The sequence below is a fragment of the Staphylococcus sp. 11-B-312 genome (assembly GCF_016743055.1).
Classification (GTDB): domain Bacteria; phylum Bacillota; class Bacilli; order Staphylococcales; family Staphylococcaceae; genus Staphylococcus; species Staphylococcus ureilyticus.
Map to the genome: position 1 here is coordinate 578132 of NZ_CP068241.1, position 16239 is coordinate 594370.

Sequence of the window (16239 nt, forward strand, 5' to 3'; positions counted from 1 at the left end):
TCGTAATAGGGTATAAACTATATATGACCTAGGAGGTTCAAAATGTTAGAGCTTAGAAATGTTTCATACCAGGTGGATAACCGACAAATTATCAATAACATTAATTTGAAAATCGAAGCAGGAGAAACGATTGCGATTGTTGGGCCTTCAGGAAGTGGTAAAAGTACTTTGTTACGCTTAATGAATAATTTGATAAGTCCTACAGAAGGGGAATTATATTTTAATAATCAAGTATATGAAGATATCAGTCCAGAAAAGTTAAGAATGGAAATTAGTTATTTATTACAAGAAAGCGATTTGTTTGAAAGTACTATTGGTGATAACTTAGCTTTCCCCGCTCAAATTAGAAATGATAAGTTTAATCGTAAAAGAGCTAAAGCACTTTTGAAGTCGGTAGGGTTAGGTCATTATAACTTTGATACAAGCGTAAACCATCTTTCTGGTGGGGAGCGGCAACGTGTTACGATTGCGAGACAGCTAATGTATAAACCCAAAGTATTATTATTAGACGAAGCAACAAGTGCTTTAGACGTACATAACAGTGAAAAAATTGAATCTTTAATCTTTAAGCTTGCAGAGGAAGGTACAACAATTTTATGGATTACACATAGTAACGATCAAAGTATGAGACATTTCCAAAAGCGCATTAGAATTGTGGATGGACAAATTGAGAAGGAGGAGGAATTATGATGAGTACCACTGCTTTAGTACTTACTGCGACACTCCTACTTTTTCCAATCATCGTGTCATATAAAGAAAAATTACACATAATTAAAGATTTACTCGTTGCAACTTTAAGAGCAGTTGTTCAATTGGTGATTTTAGGTTATTTACTTCATTTTATATTTGATGTAAACCAAACATGGTTGTTGCTCTTGTTTGTATTGATCATCATTATTAATGCATCGTGGAACACGATCAGTAGAGCTTCACCTGTGATGCATCATGTATTTTGGATTTCTTTTATTGCCATATTTATAGGTGTAGCGCTACCATTAGTCGGTATTGTGATCACTGGCGCAATTGAATTCAAACCTAATGAAGTAATTCCAATTGCAGGCATGCTTGGAAGTAATGGTTTGATTGCTATTAATCTTGCGTATCAAAATTTAGATCGTGAATTCGTTAAAGAAATGAGTCAAATCGAAGCCAAATTGGCATTAGGTGCTAATCCAAAACTATCTTCCAAAGGAACAATCCGTGAAAGTATCAAAACGGCAATTGTGCCAACGATAGATTCAGTAAAAACGTATGGTATTGTTTCGATTCCTGGTATGATGACAGGGTTGATTATCGGTGGTGTAGATCCATTGGAAGCTGTTAAATTTCAACTTTTAGTAGTATTTATTCATACGACAGCGACAATTATGTCAGCGTTGATTGCAACATACTTGAGTTATCGTCAATTCTTTAATGAACGAGACCAATTAATTGCGCGACATATCCCCAAAGACAATCGCTAAAAGTTTTTGATGTATATTTGTTATAATAAACATGATGACAATTACTAAAATCAAATCTATTTGATGAGAAATTTTAAATTTAGATGAGCAGGAAACGTCAAGAAGTATCAAAATGGTTATTGATATTTCTTGCGTTTCCTGTTTTTTGAAATGAATTTAATAGCATGTATTGCTAAGTATTCATATATATTGACGAATGGTTTATAATGTAGCAGTTATAGAATTTTTGAAATCAGATTAAAGAGAGGAGGATATTTATGTCAGTTATGCGCATATTTACCTTTATATTAAGTATATTTATTGTAGGAATGGTTGAAATGATGGTTGCAGGTATTATGAACTTGATGAGTAGTGATTTACATGTTTCTGAAGCAATCATTGGACAATTAGTTACCTTATATGCCATTACTTTTGCAGTAGCAGGACCTATTTTAGTAAAGCTAACAAATCGTTTTTCACCACGAATGGTTTTATTGTGGGCACTGTTAACATTTGTTGTAGGCAATATCATTATTGCGATTGCGCCTAATTTTTCTATTTTAGTGATTGGACGTATCTTATCATCTGCAGCTGCAGCATTAATTGTGGTTAAAATATTAGCTTTAACTGCGTTATTAACTGCGCCACAACACCGAGGGAAAATGATTGGTATTGTGTATTCCGGTTTTAGTGGGGCAAATGTTTTTGGTGTGCCAATCGGGACAGTCATTGGCGATTTAGTCGGTTGGAGATATACGTTTTTATTTATTGTGATTATTAGTTTATTCGTTGGTATTCTAATGTATATATATGTACCGAAGCTAAGTGATCATCTATCGTCAAACACTGACATGGAGACAGGTTCAAATCGTTCAAACGCTTATTCTAAAGTGTTAAGACCCGTTGAAGTTACAAAATATTTAGGTATCACGTTTTTATTATTAGTAGCCAACTCGGTGACGTTTATTTATATTAATCCGTTAATCCTTTCCGGTGGGCATCAACTATCCTTTGTTTCTATTGCATTATTAATCAATGGTATTGCAGGTGTAATCGGAACATCAATGGGTGGCTTTTTATCAGATAGACTTACGAGCAAACGCTGGTTGGTTATTGCGACAGCCGTATTTATTGTTATGATGCTTATTCTTAATATGTTTTTACCAGGTACAGGTTTATTACTCATGATTATTTTCATTTGGAATATCATGCAATGGAGTACGAATCCAGCTGTGCAAAGTGGCATTATAGAACATGTTGAGGGTGATACGAGCCAAGTGATGAGCTGGAATATGTCTAGTTTAAACGCAGGTATCGGTATCGGCGGTATTGTAGGTGGATTAGTAGTATCGAACTTAAATGTCTACGCAACGACTTATTTTTCAGCTGCAATTGCGTTAGTAGCATTTATTTTAGTGATTAGCCTTAAAAATGTCGCTAAATACAATAAAGCATCATGATTTGAGCATGGGCTAATGGTAATATAAGACTGCAAAATTTAATTATATATAAATAAAACAGGGCGTGGAACATTGAAATGTAATTTCAGTTCGACACCCTGTTTTTAAATTTTTGTGCAAATGTTTTTACTAAAGTCACACAGTTTAGAACTTAAAATGTAACGACTCCGATTAACATAGCGATAATTAACATGACGATGGCAAAACCCCATATCCAAAAGAACGCATACTTTATATATGTTCCCATATTTGCTTCTGCAAGCCCTATTGCTAACCATAATGCAGGTGAAAATGGACTGACAAACGTACCTATAATATTTCCAATTAACATTGCATATGCTGTTGACACAGATGACACACCAAACTGACCGGCTGTCTGTTCAACAATAGGTAAGATTGCGAAATAATAAGCATCCGTACTCGTTAATAAATCTAGTGGTACACCGAAAATACCGACAATAATGTGTAAGTATGGCCCTACGGCATTCGGTATAATGTGGATGAAGCTTACTGCTATTGCCTCAAGCATACCAGTTTCATTAAGTACACCTAAAAACATACCCGCTGCAATAATCACGGCAGCCATCATAAGTGCATTTGGCGCATGAGCCTTAAGCCTACTCATTTGTTCGTCTACATTTGGGAAGTTAATAATCAAAGCAATCGCAACACCAATCATAAATGCAAATTCAGGCGGAGCGATATTAGCTAGCATTACTACGATGATAGCGAGCGTAAGTATCACGTTAATCCAATTAATCCAAGGTTTCGTAACGGCAACACCACGAATTGGAAATTTAATATCTTGATCTCGTTCGTATATTTCAACCAATTTATGTATATCCACATCTTGTGTATTAGTTACTTCTCCCGAATTGATTTTACGTTGTATACTTGATTTTTCTCGAAAACCTAAAAATACAGCGAATAGTAAAACTAAAATAAAACCGATAATCTGAACAGGTATAACACCATACCATAATTCATTGACATTCTTAAAATGAATTACTGAAGCTGTACGAGCCATAGGACCACCCCAAGGCACCATGTTCATAATCGATGCACTCAGTCCGAGTAACAAAAGTAGTAGATACCGATTCATATTTAGTGCTTTATACAACGGTAATAATGCTGGTATTGATAATAAAAATGTTGTGGCACCAGCACCATCGAGTTGCGCGAATATTCCGATAAGTGCAGTTACAATACAAACAACTACAACATTACCTCTAGTAAGCAAAATCAAACGCTTTACCAATGGTTTAAATAAGCCAGCGTCACTCATGATGCCGAAGAAAATAATTGCAAAAATAAACATGATGACGACGTTAATGACTTGATCTAAACCACTATTAAAGAATTTTACTAAATCACCTATATTGTAACCTAATATGAGTGCCCCTACACTCGGTATTAAAATCATGCCTACAACTGGACTAATACGTTTAGCAATTAGTAAACCAACAATGGAAATAATAATAATTAGCCCCATAATTGTTAGCCAAACACTCTCTTGTTGCATAAAATATCCCCTCCAAATATTAAAGCGCTTACAAAAAACTGAACAATGATTGTTCACACTTCTAAAAAGTGATTATTTATAAGTGTAACAGAGAAAAGCGAAGTGTATCAGTAATATATATAAATACTTATATAATTTTACTTATATTAAATTATAAGTAAAACAAATGTATTTTTGAATTGTATTAGTATGACAATATATAGGTTTTGTACCAGAGTAGTGTGAAGAAGATCAATAAAGGATTATCTAAATTGAGCACATTTAAAAATGGTTTGAAGAAATATTTTGAATTATTAAAGATATAAATAAGTATTATATTCTTAGAAAATAAGACGTTAACATGATATAAAAGATAGTATGGATTAAATGTATATATTTATAGTAAAATTAAAATAAAAGGCGGTTTTTTATGAGTGAATCAATTAAAAACGATAAAGTAGATGCGTTTATTGAACGCTTAGATCAATGGCAAGATGCTTTTAAAGTATTAAGAAATATAATCAATCAAACAGAATTAACAGAAGATTATAAATGGATGCATCCTTGTTATACTTTGGACAATAAAAATGTTGTCATCATTCAAGATTTTAAACATTATTGTGCATTGTTATTTGAAAAAGGTGCCATTATGAAAGATCCATATCATACTTTAATTCAACAAACGAAAAATGTTCAAGCTGCTCGCCAGTTGAGATTTGAAAGTTTAGACGAAATAGAACAACGTAAAGACGAAATTGCTTGGTATGTAGAAGAAGCCATTAGAGTAGAAAAGTCGGGTGAAAAAGTACCGATGAAAACGACAGAAGAATTCGATATGCCTGAGGAATTGAAAAATAAATTAGAAGCATCGTCAGAATTAAAAGAAGCATTTAATAATTTAACGCCTGGAAGACAACGTCAATATATGTATTATATAGGTCAAGCTAAACGTGCTTCAACAAGGGAAAATAGAGTTGAAAAGTATATCAATCATATCCTAGAAGGTAAAGGCATGAATGATAAGTAACCAATTAAGCTATAGCATGACTTAAGTCTTCAATGACAAAAAAGTGTTCGTGGTTGTCAAAATTTTTTAATCGTATTTTGGTTGAACCAAACCATCGTATTTATTTAAAAATAGATATCGCGTCGTTTATAAAATCCAGATTAATCTTGCAACTTTGTCATTTATCGTTTATAGTTTGCTCAAATATAAATATAGTAGATGAATCAAGTAATATTTTGTAAGAGAAGGTGTAGATATGGCAAGAGTGTCTAAACGTATTCAACTATTAGAAGCAGCAGCGGCTATCGTAAATGAGCAAGGTAGTGAGTATTTAACACTTGATGCAGTTGCTAAAAAAGCAGGTGTTAGTAAAGGTGGTTTACTGTATCATTTTAAAAATAAATTCGCATTGATACAAGGACTTGTGGATCATGCAGATGAGTTGTATCGAAATAATGTGAATGAACATGTTAAAAATGAGTCACAAGAAGTTGGCAAATTATTGCGTGCATTTATTGAAGCTACTAGAGAACACCGTTCAGAAAATGCATCAATTACTTCTGGTATGCTGGCTGCACAGGGTATTAATAGTAATTTATTATTACCACTACAAGATACCTATAAAGATTGGCAAGAAAAAATTGAAAAAGATGGCATTGATAAAGTCGATGCAACAATCATACGTTTAGCAGTGGACGGCTTATGGTTATCGGAAATATTTGGACTAGACGCACTTGATGAAACAATGAGAGCAAAAGTTTTAGAACGACTAACATCTTATACAGAAAAGAAGCAAATCGAATTAAAAGATGCATGAAAAAGTTGAAATTATAAAAAAATAATAAATTTTTCGATTCGTTGAAAGTATTGATGCTATAGGGATAAGTGATGACAAACCATCACTTATCCCTTTTTTTAGCTGTAGCAAGGGTTGAAACTAAACCGTCCGGTTGGTACACTATCAACTGTGATCAAAACTCTGTTGGAGGTTTATATATGAAAAAAGTTATGCTAACAGCAGCTTTAACAGGTGCTGGAGATACTGTAGAAAAAAATAAAAGTGTTCCTGTAACACCTCAGGAAATTGCAGATTCAGCAATTAAATGTGCGAAAGCAGGGGCTACTGTTGCACACATTCATGCACGTGACCCAGAAACAGGCGGCATAAGCCATGATGTTGAATTTTTTAAAGAAGCAGTAAGATTAATAAGAGAAGCTGATGAAGATATTATTATTAATATTACTTCAGGTGGTGGCGGAGATTTTATCCCTAACCTAGAAGATCCATATACAGCAGGTGAAGGTTCAGATATGCAAACACCTGAAGAAAGACATGAAGCGATTGGCGCATTATTACCAGAAATGTGCACACTTGATTGTGGTAGTGTGAATATGGGTGACGCTGTTTACTTAAGCCCAGCTGATTGGTTAAGAAAACAAGCACAATTAGTAAAAGATGCAGGTGTAAAACCTGAATTAGAATGCTTTGATAGTGGGCATATTTCATTTGCAAAACAATTAATTAATGAAGGTCTCATTGAAGGCGAACCCATGTTCCAATTCTGTCTAGGTATTCCATGGGGTGCTGAAAACGATGCAGAGACAATTGAATATTTTAAAACACGTATTCCTGAAAATGCGCATTGGTCAGCTTTTGGTATTGGGAGAATGCAACTACCTACTGTAGAAGAAGCGGCGAAACGTGGTGGAAATGTCCGCGTAGGTTTAGAAGATAACTTGTATTTATCAAAAGGTGTTAAAGCTTCAAATGAACAACTAGTTGAACGTGCAGTTGAAATACTAAAAACATTAGATATAGAGCCAATGACACCGGCTGAAGCGCGTGAGCAATACCAACTTAGAGATCCTAAAGGAGGCAAATAATGAAATTTGCAGTTGTAGGTACGGGCGTTATAGGTAGTGGTTGGATTACGCGTATTTTAGCGCATGGTCACGAAGTAATTGCGACAGATCCCAGTGAAGGTGCTTATGAAAGCATGTTAAAACAAGTGAAACAAAACTGGCCATATGCTGAGCAACAAGGTTTAGCAGAGGGGGCGTCTTTAGAGAATTTATCGTTTACGGTAAGCTTAGAAGAGGCTGTTAAAGATGCAGATCATATTCAAGAAAATGTTCCAGAAATTGAAGAACTAAAAGCACAGGTATTATCTGAAATCGATACCTATGCACGTCAGGATGCCATTATTGGTTCTAGTACTTCTGGCATTATGCCTTCAGAATTACAACAAAATTTAAAACATCCTGAACGTTTGGTTGTTGCACATCCGTTTCACCCAGTATACATTTTGCCATTAGTTGAAATTGTACCTGGTAAAGAAACAACTGAAGCTGTCACAGTAGAAGCAGAAAAAGTGTACGAAAGCATTGGTATGGATGTGCTACATGTCAGACATGAAATTGAAGGACACATCGCAGATAGATTGATGGAGGCACTATGGCGAGAATCATTACACATTGTTAATGAAGGAATAGCAACTACTGAAGAAGTAGATAAAGCATTTACCCATGCAGCAGGTTTACGTTATGCACAGTATGGACCATTTATGACATTCCATCTTGCTGGAGGAGAAGGCGGTATGCGTCATATGTTGAAACAATTTGGTCCAGCATTGAAGAAACCATGGACAAAATTAATTGCGCCTGAACTAACTCAGGATTTATATGATAATGTGGTAAATGGTTGTGAAACGGCTTCACAAGGGCAAACGATGTCAGAATTAGATCAAAAGCGTAATGAATTCCTAGTTAAAGTGAAAGAATTAGCTGAAGCATATTGGCCAGAAGACACTGCATCAATGAAAAAGGGTATTAAATAATTGGAGGTTCATATGACTCAATTTCAATATCAAACCACTGTTAAAGATATTTGGGTCGATCATAATCAGCACATGAATGACGCTGAATATAATCGAGTATTTAGTGATGCCACAGATGCATGGTTGGCATCACTAGGCTTAGATGTGAATACAATTAAAAAATTGAATTATACAGTGTTCACTTTAGAAAATCATGTAGTGTATTTAAAAGAAATAAGCGTAGCTGAGCTTATTACTGTGAACGTAAGTCTATATGATTATGATGCCAAACGTTTACATGTTTTTATGACTTTAGTAGATGCTCAAAATAACCGTTGTGCAACATATGAAGTAATGCTTATGGGCATGGACACTACAATAGGCAGACCTGCAGCTTTCCCTGAACAAATAAAAAATGCTATAGATGATTATGCTAAAGTTGGAACAATTCATGAAGCGCCAAAAGAATTAGGTCGACTGATTGGCATAAAACGAAAATAATATTTTTGAAACATTGTTTTGAGCTATTGAATTGATAATTAATATCAATAGTTTAATTAACAAAACTTAAGGTTATAAATTGTTTATTTTCATTTGTTGAGTTATCTTAATAGATATAGGATGAAAAAAATTAGTCAAAATTGATATTTTTGACCAACACATGAATAAAGTAGGGCTAGTTGTGCTACATGTTTTTACTTATTTTCGGATTTGTATAACATCCACAGTTAGCCCTATATTTATAAATGAAATGTTAAATGAAAATACAAATATAGAAAGGAATTAACACATGTTAAGTATAAAAAACTTATCTAAAGTCTATGGTGGCACAAAAAAAGCTGTAGATAATATATCATTGGAAATCGAATCTGGTGAATTTATAGCGTTTATCGGTACGAGTGGGAGTGGGAAGACTACTGCTTTAAGAATGATAAATAGAATGATAGAGGCTACAGAAGGCGAAATTGCAATCAATGGTAAAAATGTGCGCAAAATGAACGCCGTTGAATTACGTAGAAAAATTGGTTATGTGATTCAGCAAATTGGCCTAATGCCTCATATGACCATTAAAGAGAATATAGTCTTAGTACCTAAATTATTAAAATGGTCTGATGAAAAGAAAGAAAAAAAAGCTAAAGAATTGATAAAATTAGTAGATTTACCAGAAGAATACTTAGATAGATATCCTTCACAATTGTCTGGAGGACAGCAACAACGTATTGGTGTTGTGCGTGCTTTAGCAGCTGAACAAGATGTTATTTTAATGGATGAGCCATTCGGTGCGTTAGATCCAATTACGAGAGATACATTACAGGATTTGGTTAAAGAACTGCAACAAAAATTAGGTAAAACATTTATTTTTGTCACACATGATATGGATGAAGCGATTAAATTGGCAGATAAAATTTGTATTATGTCTGAAGGAAAAGTCGTTCAATATGATACACCAGATAATATTTTACGACATCCTGCAAACGATTTCGTACGTGACTTTATTGGTCAAAATAGATTGATTCAAGATAGACCTAATATGAGAACCGTCAAAGATGCAATGATCCGACCAGTAACTGTACATGCAGATAGTTCATTAAATGAAGCGGTTAAGGTTATGAGAGATCGACGTGTCGATACATTATTTGTCGTAGGTAATAATGATAGATTACTTGGATATTTAGATATAGAAGATATTAACCAAGGTTTACGAGCTCATAAAGAACTTATTGACACGATGCAACGTGATATATACAGAGTAAGAGTAGATAGTAAATTACAAGATACGGTGCGTACGATATTAAAACGAAATGTAAGAAATGTACCAGTTGTAGATAGTGATGAAGAGACATTGATTGGACTAGTTACAAGAGCAAACTTAGTTGACATCGTTTACGATAGTATTTGGGGCGAGTTAGACGAAGATGTTAGTGCACAAAAAAATGCTATTGTTGAGCCCGATAATGTAGGAGCTGATAAGTAATGAAAGATTTTGTAGAGCAGTATGGTGGTCAACTGATATCAAAAACCGTTGAACATTTCTATATCTCAATCATCGCTTTGTTAATTGCTATCGTCATCGCTGTACCATTGGGTATTTTATTATCAAAGATGAAAAGAACATCTAATATTGTGCTAACTATTGCTGGTGTGTTACAAACGATACCAACATTAGCAGTGTTAGCAGTCATGATTCCAATCTTTGGTGTGGGTAAATTACCTGCAATTGTAGCTTTATTTATTTATGTATTATTGCCAATCTTAAACAATACTGTATTAGGTGTGCAAAACATAGATGATAACATTAAAGAAGCAGGCACAAGTATGGGTATGACACGTTTTCAATTAATGAAAGATGTGGAATTACCGTTAGCCTTACCGCTTATACTAGGAGGTATTCGTTTATCTTCTGTTTACGTAATTAGTTGGGCAACTTTAGCCAGTTATGTAGGTGCAGGTGGTTTAGGTGATTTTGTATTTAATGGATTAAACTTGTATGACCCATTAATGATTGTAAGTGCAGCAGTATTAGTGACTGCTTTAGCATTGATCGTAGATTTCCTACTGTCACTAGTAGAAAGATGGGCTGTACCTAAGGGATTAAAAGTATCCAGATAATTTAAGGAGGACATTATGAAGAAATTGAAACAATATTGTATTGTGCTTGTGTTGTGTCTGACGGTCTTATCTGGATGTAGTTTACCAGGATTAGGTAGCAACAGTTCAGAACAAGATATTAAAATCACAGCACTTGCAACAAGTGAATCACAAATTATGTCTCATATGTTGAGACTGTTAATAGAACACGATACAAATGGTGAAATTAAACCCACTTTAATTAATAATTTAGGATCAAGTACCATTCAACACAATGCGTTAGTAAATGGTGACGCGAATATGTCAGGTGCTAGATATAATGGTACTGATTTAACTGGTGCCTTAAATGAAGATCCAATTAAAGATCCTAAAAAAGCTATGAAAGCAACTCAAGATGGTTTCCAAAAAAAATTCGACCAAACCTTCTTTAACTCTTACGGTTTTGCTAACACATACGCATTTATGGTCACTAAGGAAACAGCGGAAAAATATAATTTAGAAACTGTATCTGATTTGAAAAAACATCCTGAACTTAAACTCGGTGTAGATAGTTCTTGGTTAAACCGTGAAGGTGACGGTTATCCTGGATTTACAAAAGAATATGGTTTTAAATTTGATACTATCAGACCAATGCAAATTGGTTTAGTATATGATGCATTAAACTCTAATAATTTAGATGTAGCTGTAGGTTATTCAACGGATGGACGTATTGCAGCATATGACTTAAAAGTTTTAAAGGATGATAAACAATTTTTCCCACCATATGATGCAAGTGCGGTTGCTACGAATGAATTGTTAGATAAACATCCAGAGTTAAAACCAATCATCAATAAACTAGACAAAAAAGTTTCGACATCTGAAATGCAAAAACTTAATTATCAAGCAGATGGTGAAGGACAAGAACCAGCAGTCGTTGCTGAGAACTTCTTAAAAAAACATAATTATTTTGAAAATGATAAGAAAGGTGGTCAAAACTAATGGAAGGTAATTTATTACAACAATTAGTAGAATATTATTCAGTCAACTATGGCTACCTTTGGGATTTATTTTTAAAACATTTACTAATGTCTGTTTACGGTGTACTCTTTGCATCTATTGTTGGTATTCCAATTGGTATCATAATTGCAAGATATAGTAAGTTTTCTGGTGTTATTATTACTATCGCGAATATTATTCAAACCGTTCCGGTTATTGCAATGTTAGCGATACTCATGCTTGTCATGGGATTAGGTACTACTACAGTCGTGGTAACAGTATTTTTATATGCGCTATTACCGATTATAAAAAATACTTATACAGGTATAATGGGTGTTGATGCGAATATTAAAGATGCTGGTAAAGGTATGGGTATGACGCGAAATCAAGTATTAAGAATGATTGAGTTACCTTTATCACTCTCAGTTATATTAGGTGGATTAAGAATTGCACTGGTTGTTGCAATTGGTGTTGTAGCAGTTGGTTCATTTATTGGTGCACCTACATTAGGTGACATCGTTATCCGAGGAACAAACGCTACAGATGGTACAACGTTTATCTTAGCTGGTGCGATACCAATCGCATTAATCGCTATTATTATAGATGTCGGTTTAAGATTATTGGAGAAACGTTTAGATCCTGCACATAAAGCAGAAAAAAGAGGTAAAACTAAGCCGCAAAGTATTAATGAATAGAAGGTCGTGAAATCATTGGCACTATTATCGATTAATTACAATTCAAAGACAATAGGTATGCATCATCATTTTATGGTAATTCTTCCAGAGGATGAAAGTTATTTCAAAAAAGGTACACAGCCTAAACCACTAAAAACACTATTATTACTGCATGGTTTGTCTAGTGATGAAACTTCGTATATGCGTTACACAAGTATAGAGCGCTATGCGAATGAGCATCAACTTGCAGTTATTATGCCTAATGCAGATCACAGTGGTTATAGTAATATGGTTTTTGGTCATAAGTATTATGATTATGTGCTAGAAGTACTTGATTATGCACATCAAATTTTACCTTTGTCACAAAAGAGAGAAGATAATTTTATCGCTGGTCATTCCATGGGAGGTTACGGAACAATCAAGTTTGCATTAGCTGAGGGACATCGATTTGCAAAGGCTTGTCCCTTATCGGCAGTATATGATGCTCAGACGTTCATGGATTATGATTGGTACGATTATTCTGGAGAAGCAATTGCAGGTGTTTCAAAAAATGCTACAGGTAATGACTTGGACCCATATTATTTAGTTGACCAGGCAATTCAACAAAGTAAAGAGATACCAGATTTATTAATTATGTGTGGTACAGAAGATGCACTACATGAAGATAATAAAAAATTTATTAAATATCTAGATGAAAAGCAAATTTCATATTGTTTTGAGGATGGGCCAGGTGAGCATGATTATGCTTATTGGGACTATGCTATCAAACGTGCTATAGACTGGTTAGTAAAAGGGTAATATATGGTGACTCATATCACTAAGTAACGTTTAAAGTCGAGGCGACGAAATCAATTTAAATACAAAATGGCTAATCCACTTGATGATGATAGGGATTAGCCATTTATTTTTATATTAGACGATCATTTTATATCATTGTCGAATTTTTCATGTCGTCATCGTGTGTCTATGATTTTGATTTTTCATCTATACTCGTATACTAAACTGTAGTGCGGTATTCTTCTTCTAATTTTCCTAAATGTCTCAACGTAGGTGTAAGCGCAGCGAAAAAGAAACCTTCTTTCAATTTACGAGCTTGTGGCGCACGTGGAGAATATGCTCTAGAACCACCGTTTACCATCGAAGCTTGATTTACTTCTAATAATAGGTAACCAGCTTCTTTTTTAATTTTGATCAGTTCAGCAAAATTATCGTCTAAATCATCGTTTTCAATAATATGATAAAACGCGTTTTTAAGCTGTTTATATTGGTTTTCATACGCATTGATATCGAATTCTAAATATTTATTGATGCCATTTTGTGCGTCAGAAAATTTATGAATTAAATCTAACGAAGCTCTGATTGAACCGAGCGCTATAGGAATTTGTAAAGCTACAAATTGTGGTCGAATGGCAGAAGCAAAACTTTTTGCTTCTTTTGTTATAATTTGTGATTCAGGGATCTCTACGTTTTTCATTTCAATAGCAAATGTAGCCGACCCATTGACACCTAAGAAATTTGATTTTTCATCTAAAGTTATACCTTTTTGATTCGCTTTTACAATAAACATCACTAACTCATCTGTATCATTTGCTTTAGAAATTGCTCCAAAATAATGATCAGACGCAATATTACTTATTGCAGGTAATTTGCCATTAATAATTAATGTGTTGTCATTATAATGATGTGTTAAATTGAATGATTCTAAATCGTTAAAAGATTTCATAGGGTTAGATAAACCTGTTGCTCCTAAAATTTCTCCATTTAACAACTGTTGCTGTAAAGTTTTATTTAAATGTGGTTGATTTGCGTGTTGTAAATAAGTTGAAAATGCTAATTGACACCATAGACAAAAACCTGTAGTTAAGCAGGATTTTGAGACTTCTTCAATGACTTCTAGATTATTTTTTAAGTCATTTTCAGAAAAATAGCCATCTCTAAATAAGCCTTGAATGAATGGTCGTGGGTAATAACTCCCTTCATCAATTTCAATAACATAGGGATCTAATTCTGTTTCAATACGTTTTTGTAAAGTCATATAAATTACTCCTTTATTCTCCAAATCTGATTAAAATTAATTTTTCTAAATAACTAATTATTCTATCTATCAAAAATCCAAAGAGTCCAATAAAGAAGATCGCTGATAATACATCTTCTAAATTTAACATATTACGCGCATCTACGATTAAAAATCCTAGTCCAGATTGGGCTCCAATCATTTCACCTGAAACTAAGAAAATCCAACTTGTTCCCACTGCCATGTGAATACCAGCCATAATATGCTTAAATGAAGCAGGGAATAAGATGTTACGATATAACGTCCAACCACTTAAATTCATATTTGACGCAATTTTTAAGTATTGTGGCTCAACATTCCTAACGCCTTTAATCGTACTAAATACAATCGGGAAAAAAGCAGCGATAAAGATGATAGCCATTGCTGGTAAACTGCCAATACCAAACCATAAAACAACAAATGGCGACCAAGCTATAGGTGAAATAGGTCGTATAAGTTGAAATAACGGTTCTATTGCAGTGTGCAATAAGGTGCTTCGACCTAAAATAAAACCTGTTGGGACACCAATTAAAATTGCGATACTAAATCCAATAAAAAATCGAAATAAACTGATGCCCAAATGGGTAAATATTTCCCCGGTAATAATAAAATGCCAAATACTCTGAGCTACTAGGATAGGACCTGGTAGTAATATCGGTTTATAATCTCCAATCCAAATGACACATTGCCAAATAAATAAGAAAAGTATGAATGTTAGTATAGGTAAAGTTTGCTTTTTAATTAAATTACCTGACATGCTGCTTATGCCTCCTTATACAGTGTTGGATCAACGAATGATTTATAAGATGGTGTTTCGAAAAGTTGATGTTGGTTAATCAACTGTGTAATTTTTTGATAACCATCTTCATTAATTGATAAATTGCCATATGATGTCCATTCTGCAGATTGTTCCAATACTTTTCGATCTTGTTTAAAGTGCTTAGACATAATATCAACACTTTGTGATTTATCATTCATTCGATATCCAGCTTTTTTATAATCAGATATAAAACTTTGAGCAACATGTTTTTGATCTTTTATTAAGTCAGTTCTAAGTACTAAAGCACAACAGTATGCATCGGGAATCACTTCATTACCATGTTTTAAAGTTTTTCCTTTGCCTAACTTTTCTCCTAATGCGCCAAAAGGTTCGGCCACAGAATATCCAGAAATTCTATGTTCATTTAGGGCAGCTGGCATTTCTGCTGGAGCCATTTCATGATAACTGAATGTTTGAGCATTCAAATTTAATTGTTTTCTCATTTCTTCCAATAATAAGTAGTGCGTTGAATAACGATGAGGGATGGCAAATCGATATTGATGCTCATTATTAAAATTGTTTACCGTTTCACCTTTTTGTCCCATAATGACGTTACCTTCGTGGTGTCCTAGCGCAACTGCTTTAATATCAGCACCCTTTTGTTTAGATTTCATAGCTAATTCTATTAAGGTTGATGCGCCATCAATTCTCCCACTATTTAATGCATCCATAAGATCTGGCCAATTATTAAACTTAATTAATTTTAATTTATAACCATTATGTTTAGCTTGTGCTTTTACTTTTTGAGTCATCATTAAGTTAGCAGAATGTGTAATTGGCAAATAACCAATTTTTAAAGTCTTTTGCGGTTGATTATGTTGATTATTCTTCTGTATAGATTGATTATTACATGCACTTAGTATAAGGATCATAATTATTGGAAAGATGATTATTTTTTTCAAT

Annotated in this window: 17 protein-coding genes; 13 read left to right on the top strand and 4 right to left on the bottom strand. The window is 33.8% G+C overall.

Features of this window, described 5'->3' with window-relative positions; all coding sequences use genetic code 11:
• Positions 1–42 precede the first annotated feature (42 nt).
• The 3 genes from JG554_RS02455 to JG554_RS02465 all read left to right on the top strand — a co-directional run bounded on the left by JG554_RS02455 (position 43) and on the right by JG554_RS02465 (position 2902).
• Positions 43–690, top strand: a complete 648-nt coding sequence (locus tag JG554_RS02455; protein WP_019470105.1) for an ABC transporter ATP-binding protein — start codon at positions 43–45, stop codon at positions 688–690.
• Positions 690–1463 carry an ABC transporter permease gene (locus JG554_RS02460; protein ID WP_046206977.1) on the top strand — a complete coding sequence of 258 codons (774 nt, stop codon included), beginning with the start codon at positions 690–692 and terminating at the stop codon, positions 1461–1463. The genes JG554_RS02455 and JG554_RS02460 overlap by 1 nt, the downstream gene beginning before the upstream one ends.
• A 257-nt stretch (positions 1464–1720) precedes the next feature.
• Positions 1721–2902, top strand: a complete 1182-nt coding sequence (locus JG554_RS02465) for an MFS transporter (RefSeq protein ID WP_019470107.1) — start codon at positions 1721–1723, stop codon at positions 2900–2902.
• Between the two features lie 151 nt (positions 2903–3053).
• Here JG554_RS02465 and JG554_RS02470 read toward each other — a convergent pair whose 3' ends face one another.
• Positions 3054–4424: a CitMHS family transporter gene (locus tag JG554_RS02470; RefSeq protein WP_070037444.1), complete on the bottom strand. Its 1371-nt coding sequence runs from the start codon at positions 4422–4424 to the stop codon at positions 3054–3056.
• Positions 4425–4833: 409 nt separating this feature from the next.
• Here JG554_RS02470 and JG554_RS02475 point away from each other — a divergent pair, with 409 nt between their 5' ends.
• The 10 genes from JG554_RS02475 to JG554_RS02520 all read left to right on the top strand — a co-directional run bounded on the left by JG554_RS02475 (position 4834) and on the right by JG554_RS02520 (position 13261).
• Positions 4834–5430: a YdeI/OmpD-associated family protein gene (locus JG554_RS02475; RefSeq protein ID WP_046206813.1), complete on the top strand. Its 597-nt coding sequence runs from the start codon at positions 4834–4836 to the stop codon at positions 5428–5430.
• 235 nt (positions 5431–5665) lie between these two features.
• On the top strand, positions 5666–6226 hold the full coding sequence (locus tag JG554_RS02480) for a TetR/AcrR family transcriptional regulator (RefSeq protein WP_064209299.1): 561 nt from the start codon (positions 5666–5668) through the stop codon (positions 6224–6226).
• Between the two features lie 179 nt (positions 6227–6405).
• Positions 6406–7293 carry a beta-keto acid cleavage family enzyme gene (locus JG554_RS02485; protein ID WP_019470111.1) on the top strand — a complete coding sequence of 296 codons (888 nt, stop codon included), beginning with the start codon at positions 6406–6408 and terminating at the stop codon, positions 7291–7293.
• On the top strand, positions 7293–8246 hold the full coding sequence (locus JG554_RS02490; protein ID WP_019470112.1) for a 3-hydroxyacyl-CoA dehydrogenase NAD-binding domain-containing protein: 954 nt from the start codon (positions 7293–7295) through the stop codon (positions 8244–8246). Before JG554_RS02485 ends, JG554_RS02490 begins: the two co-directional genes overlap by 1 nt.
• Positions 8247–8258: 12 nt before the next feature.
• Positions 8259–8726, top strand: coding sequence for a thioesterase family protein (locus tag JG554_RS02495; protein WP_046206815.1), 468 nt, complete (start codon positions 8259–8261; stop codon positions 8724–8726).
• 289 nt (positions 8727–9015) lie between these two features.
• Positions 9016–10200 (top strand): betaine/proline/choline family ABC transporter ATP-binding protein, encoded by a 1185-nt coding sequence (locus JG554_RS02500; protein WP_019470114.1) that lies wholly within the window; start codon positions 9016–9018, stop codon positions 10198–10200.
• Positions 10200–10835, top strand: coding sequence for an ABC transporter permease (locus JG554_RS02505; RefSeq protein ID WP_019470115.1), 636 nt, complete (start codon positions 10200–10202; stop codon positions 10833–10835). The genes JG554_RS02500 and JG554_RS02505 overlap by 1 nt, the downstream gene beginning before the upstream one ends.
• A 15-nt stretch (positions 10836–10850) precedes the next feature.
• The gene (locus tag JG554_RS02510; RefSeq protein WP_064209302.1) at positions 10851–11792 is read left to right on the top strand and encodes an osmoprotectant ABC transporter substrate-binding protein; all 942 of its coding nucleotides are present in this window, start codon (positions 10851–10853) and stop codon (positions 11790–11792) included.
• Positions 11792–12484 carry an ABC transporter permease gene (locus JG554_RS02515; RefSeq protein ID WP_019470117.1) on the top strand — a complete coding sequence of 231 codons (693 nt, stop codon included), beginning with the start codon at positions 11792–11794 and terminating at the stop codon, positions 12482–12484. Before JG554_RS02510 ends, JG554_RS02515 begins: the two co-directional genes overlap by 1 nt.
• 15 nt (positions 12485–12499) lie before the next feature.
• Positions 12500–13261 carry an alpha/beta hydrolase gene (locus JG554_RS02520; protein ID WP_046206818.1) on the top strand — a complete coding sequence of 254 codons (762 nt, stop codon included), beginning with the start codon at positions 12500–12502 and terminating at the stop codon, positions 13259–13261.
• Positions 13262–13460: 199 nt separating this feature from the next.
• Here the strand turns inward: JG554_RS02520 and JG554_RS02525 are convergent, their stop codons facing one another.
• Genes JG554_RS02525 through JG554_RS02535 form a run of 3 tightly spaced genes read right to left on the bottom strand, consistent with a single transcriptional unit; the run spans position 13461 to position 16238 of the window.
• Positions 13461–14498, bottom strand: coding sequence for an acyl-CoA dehydrogenase family protein (locus JG554_RS02525; RefSeq protein WP_046207558.1), 1038 nt, complete (start codon positions 14496–14498; stop codon positions 13461–13463).
• Positions 14499–14511: 13 nt separating this feature from the next.
• Positions 14512–15273, bottom strand: a complete 762-nt coding sequence (locus JG554_RS02530) for an ABC transporter permease (RefSeq protein WP_046207559.1) — start codon at positions 15271–15273, stop codon at positions 14512–14514.
• A gap of 5 nt (positions 15274–15278) precedes the next feature.
• The gene (locus JG554_RS02535) at positions 15279–16238 is read right to left on the bottom strand and encodes an ABC transporter substrate-binding protein (RefSeq protein WP_046207560.1); all 960 of its coding nucleotides are present in this window, start codon (positions 16236–16238) and stop codon (positions 15279–15281) included.
• Between the last annotated feature and the right edge of the window lies 1 nt (position 16239).

Coding starts and splice junctions, on each gene's coding strand:
- JG554_RS02455 (WP_019470105.1), top strand. CDS start 43: ATGTTAGAGCTTAGAAATGTTTCATACCAGGTGGATAACCGACAAATT.
- JG554_RS02460 (WP_046206977.1), top strand. CDS start 690: ATGAGTACCACTGCTTTAGTACTTACTGCGACACTCCTACTTTTTCCA.
- JG554_RS02465 (WP_019470107.1), top strand. CDS start 1,721: ATGTCAGTTATGCGCATATTTACCTTTATATTAAGTATATTTATTGTA.
- JG554_RS02470 (WP_070037444.1), bottom strand. CDS start 4,424: ATGCAACAAGAGAGTGTTTGGCTAACAATTATGGGGCTAATTATTATT.
- JG554_RS02475 (WP_046206813.1), top strand. CDS start 4,834: ATGAGTGAATCAATTAAAAACGATAAAGTAGATGCGTTTATTGAACGC.
- JG554_RS02480 (WP_064209299.1), top strand. CDS start 5,666: ATGGCAAGAGTGTCTAAACGTATTCAACTATTAGAAGCAGCAGCGGCT.
- JG554_RS02485 (WP_019470111.1), top strand. CDS start 6,406: ATGAAAAAAGTTATGCTAACAGCAGCTTTAACAGGTGCTGGAGATACT.
- JG554_RS02490 (WP_019470112.1), top strand. CDS start 7,293: ATGAAATTTGCAGTTGTAGGTACGGGCGTTATAGGTAGTGGTTGGATT.
- JG554_RS02495 (WP_046206815.1), top strand. CDS start 8,259: ATGACTCAATTTCAATATCAAACCACTGTTAAAGATATTTGGGTCGAT.
- JG554_RS02500 (WP_019470114.1), top strand. CDS start 9,016: ATGTTAAGTATAAAAAACTTATCTAAAGTCTATGGTGGCACAAAAAAA.
- JG554_RS02505 (WP_019470115.1), top strand. CDS start 10,200: ATGAAAGATTTTGTAGAGCAGTATGGTGGTCAACTGATATCAAAAACC.
- JG554_RS02510 (WP_064209302.1), top strand. CDS start 10,851: ATGAAGAAATTGAAACAATATTGTATTGTGCTTGTGTTGTGTCTGACG.
- JG554_RS02515 (WP_019470117.1), top strand. CDS start 11,792: ATGGAAGGTAATTTATTACAACAATTAGTAGAATATTATTCAGTCAAC.
- JG554_RS02525 (WP_046207558.1), bottom strand. CDS start 14,498: ATGACTTTACAAAAACGTATTGAAACAGAATTAGATCCCTATGTTATT.
- JG554_RS02530 (WP_046207559.1), bottom strand. CDS start 15,273: ATGTCAGGTAATTTAATTAAAAAGCAAACTTTACCTATACTAACATTC.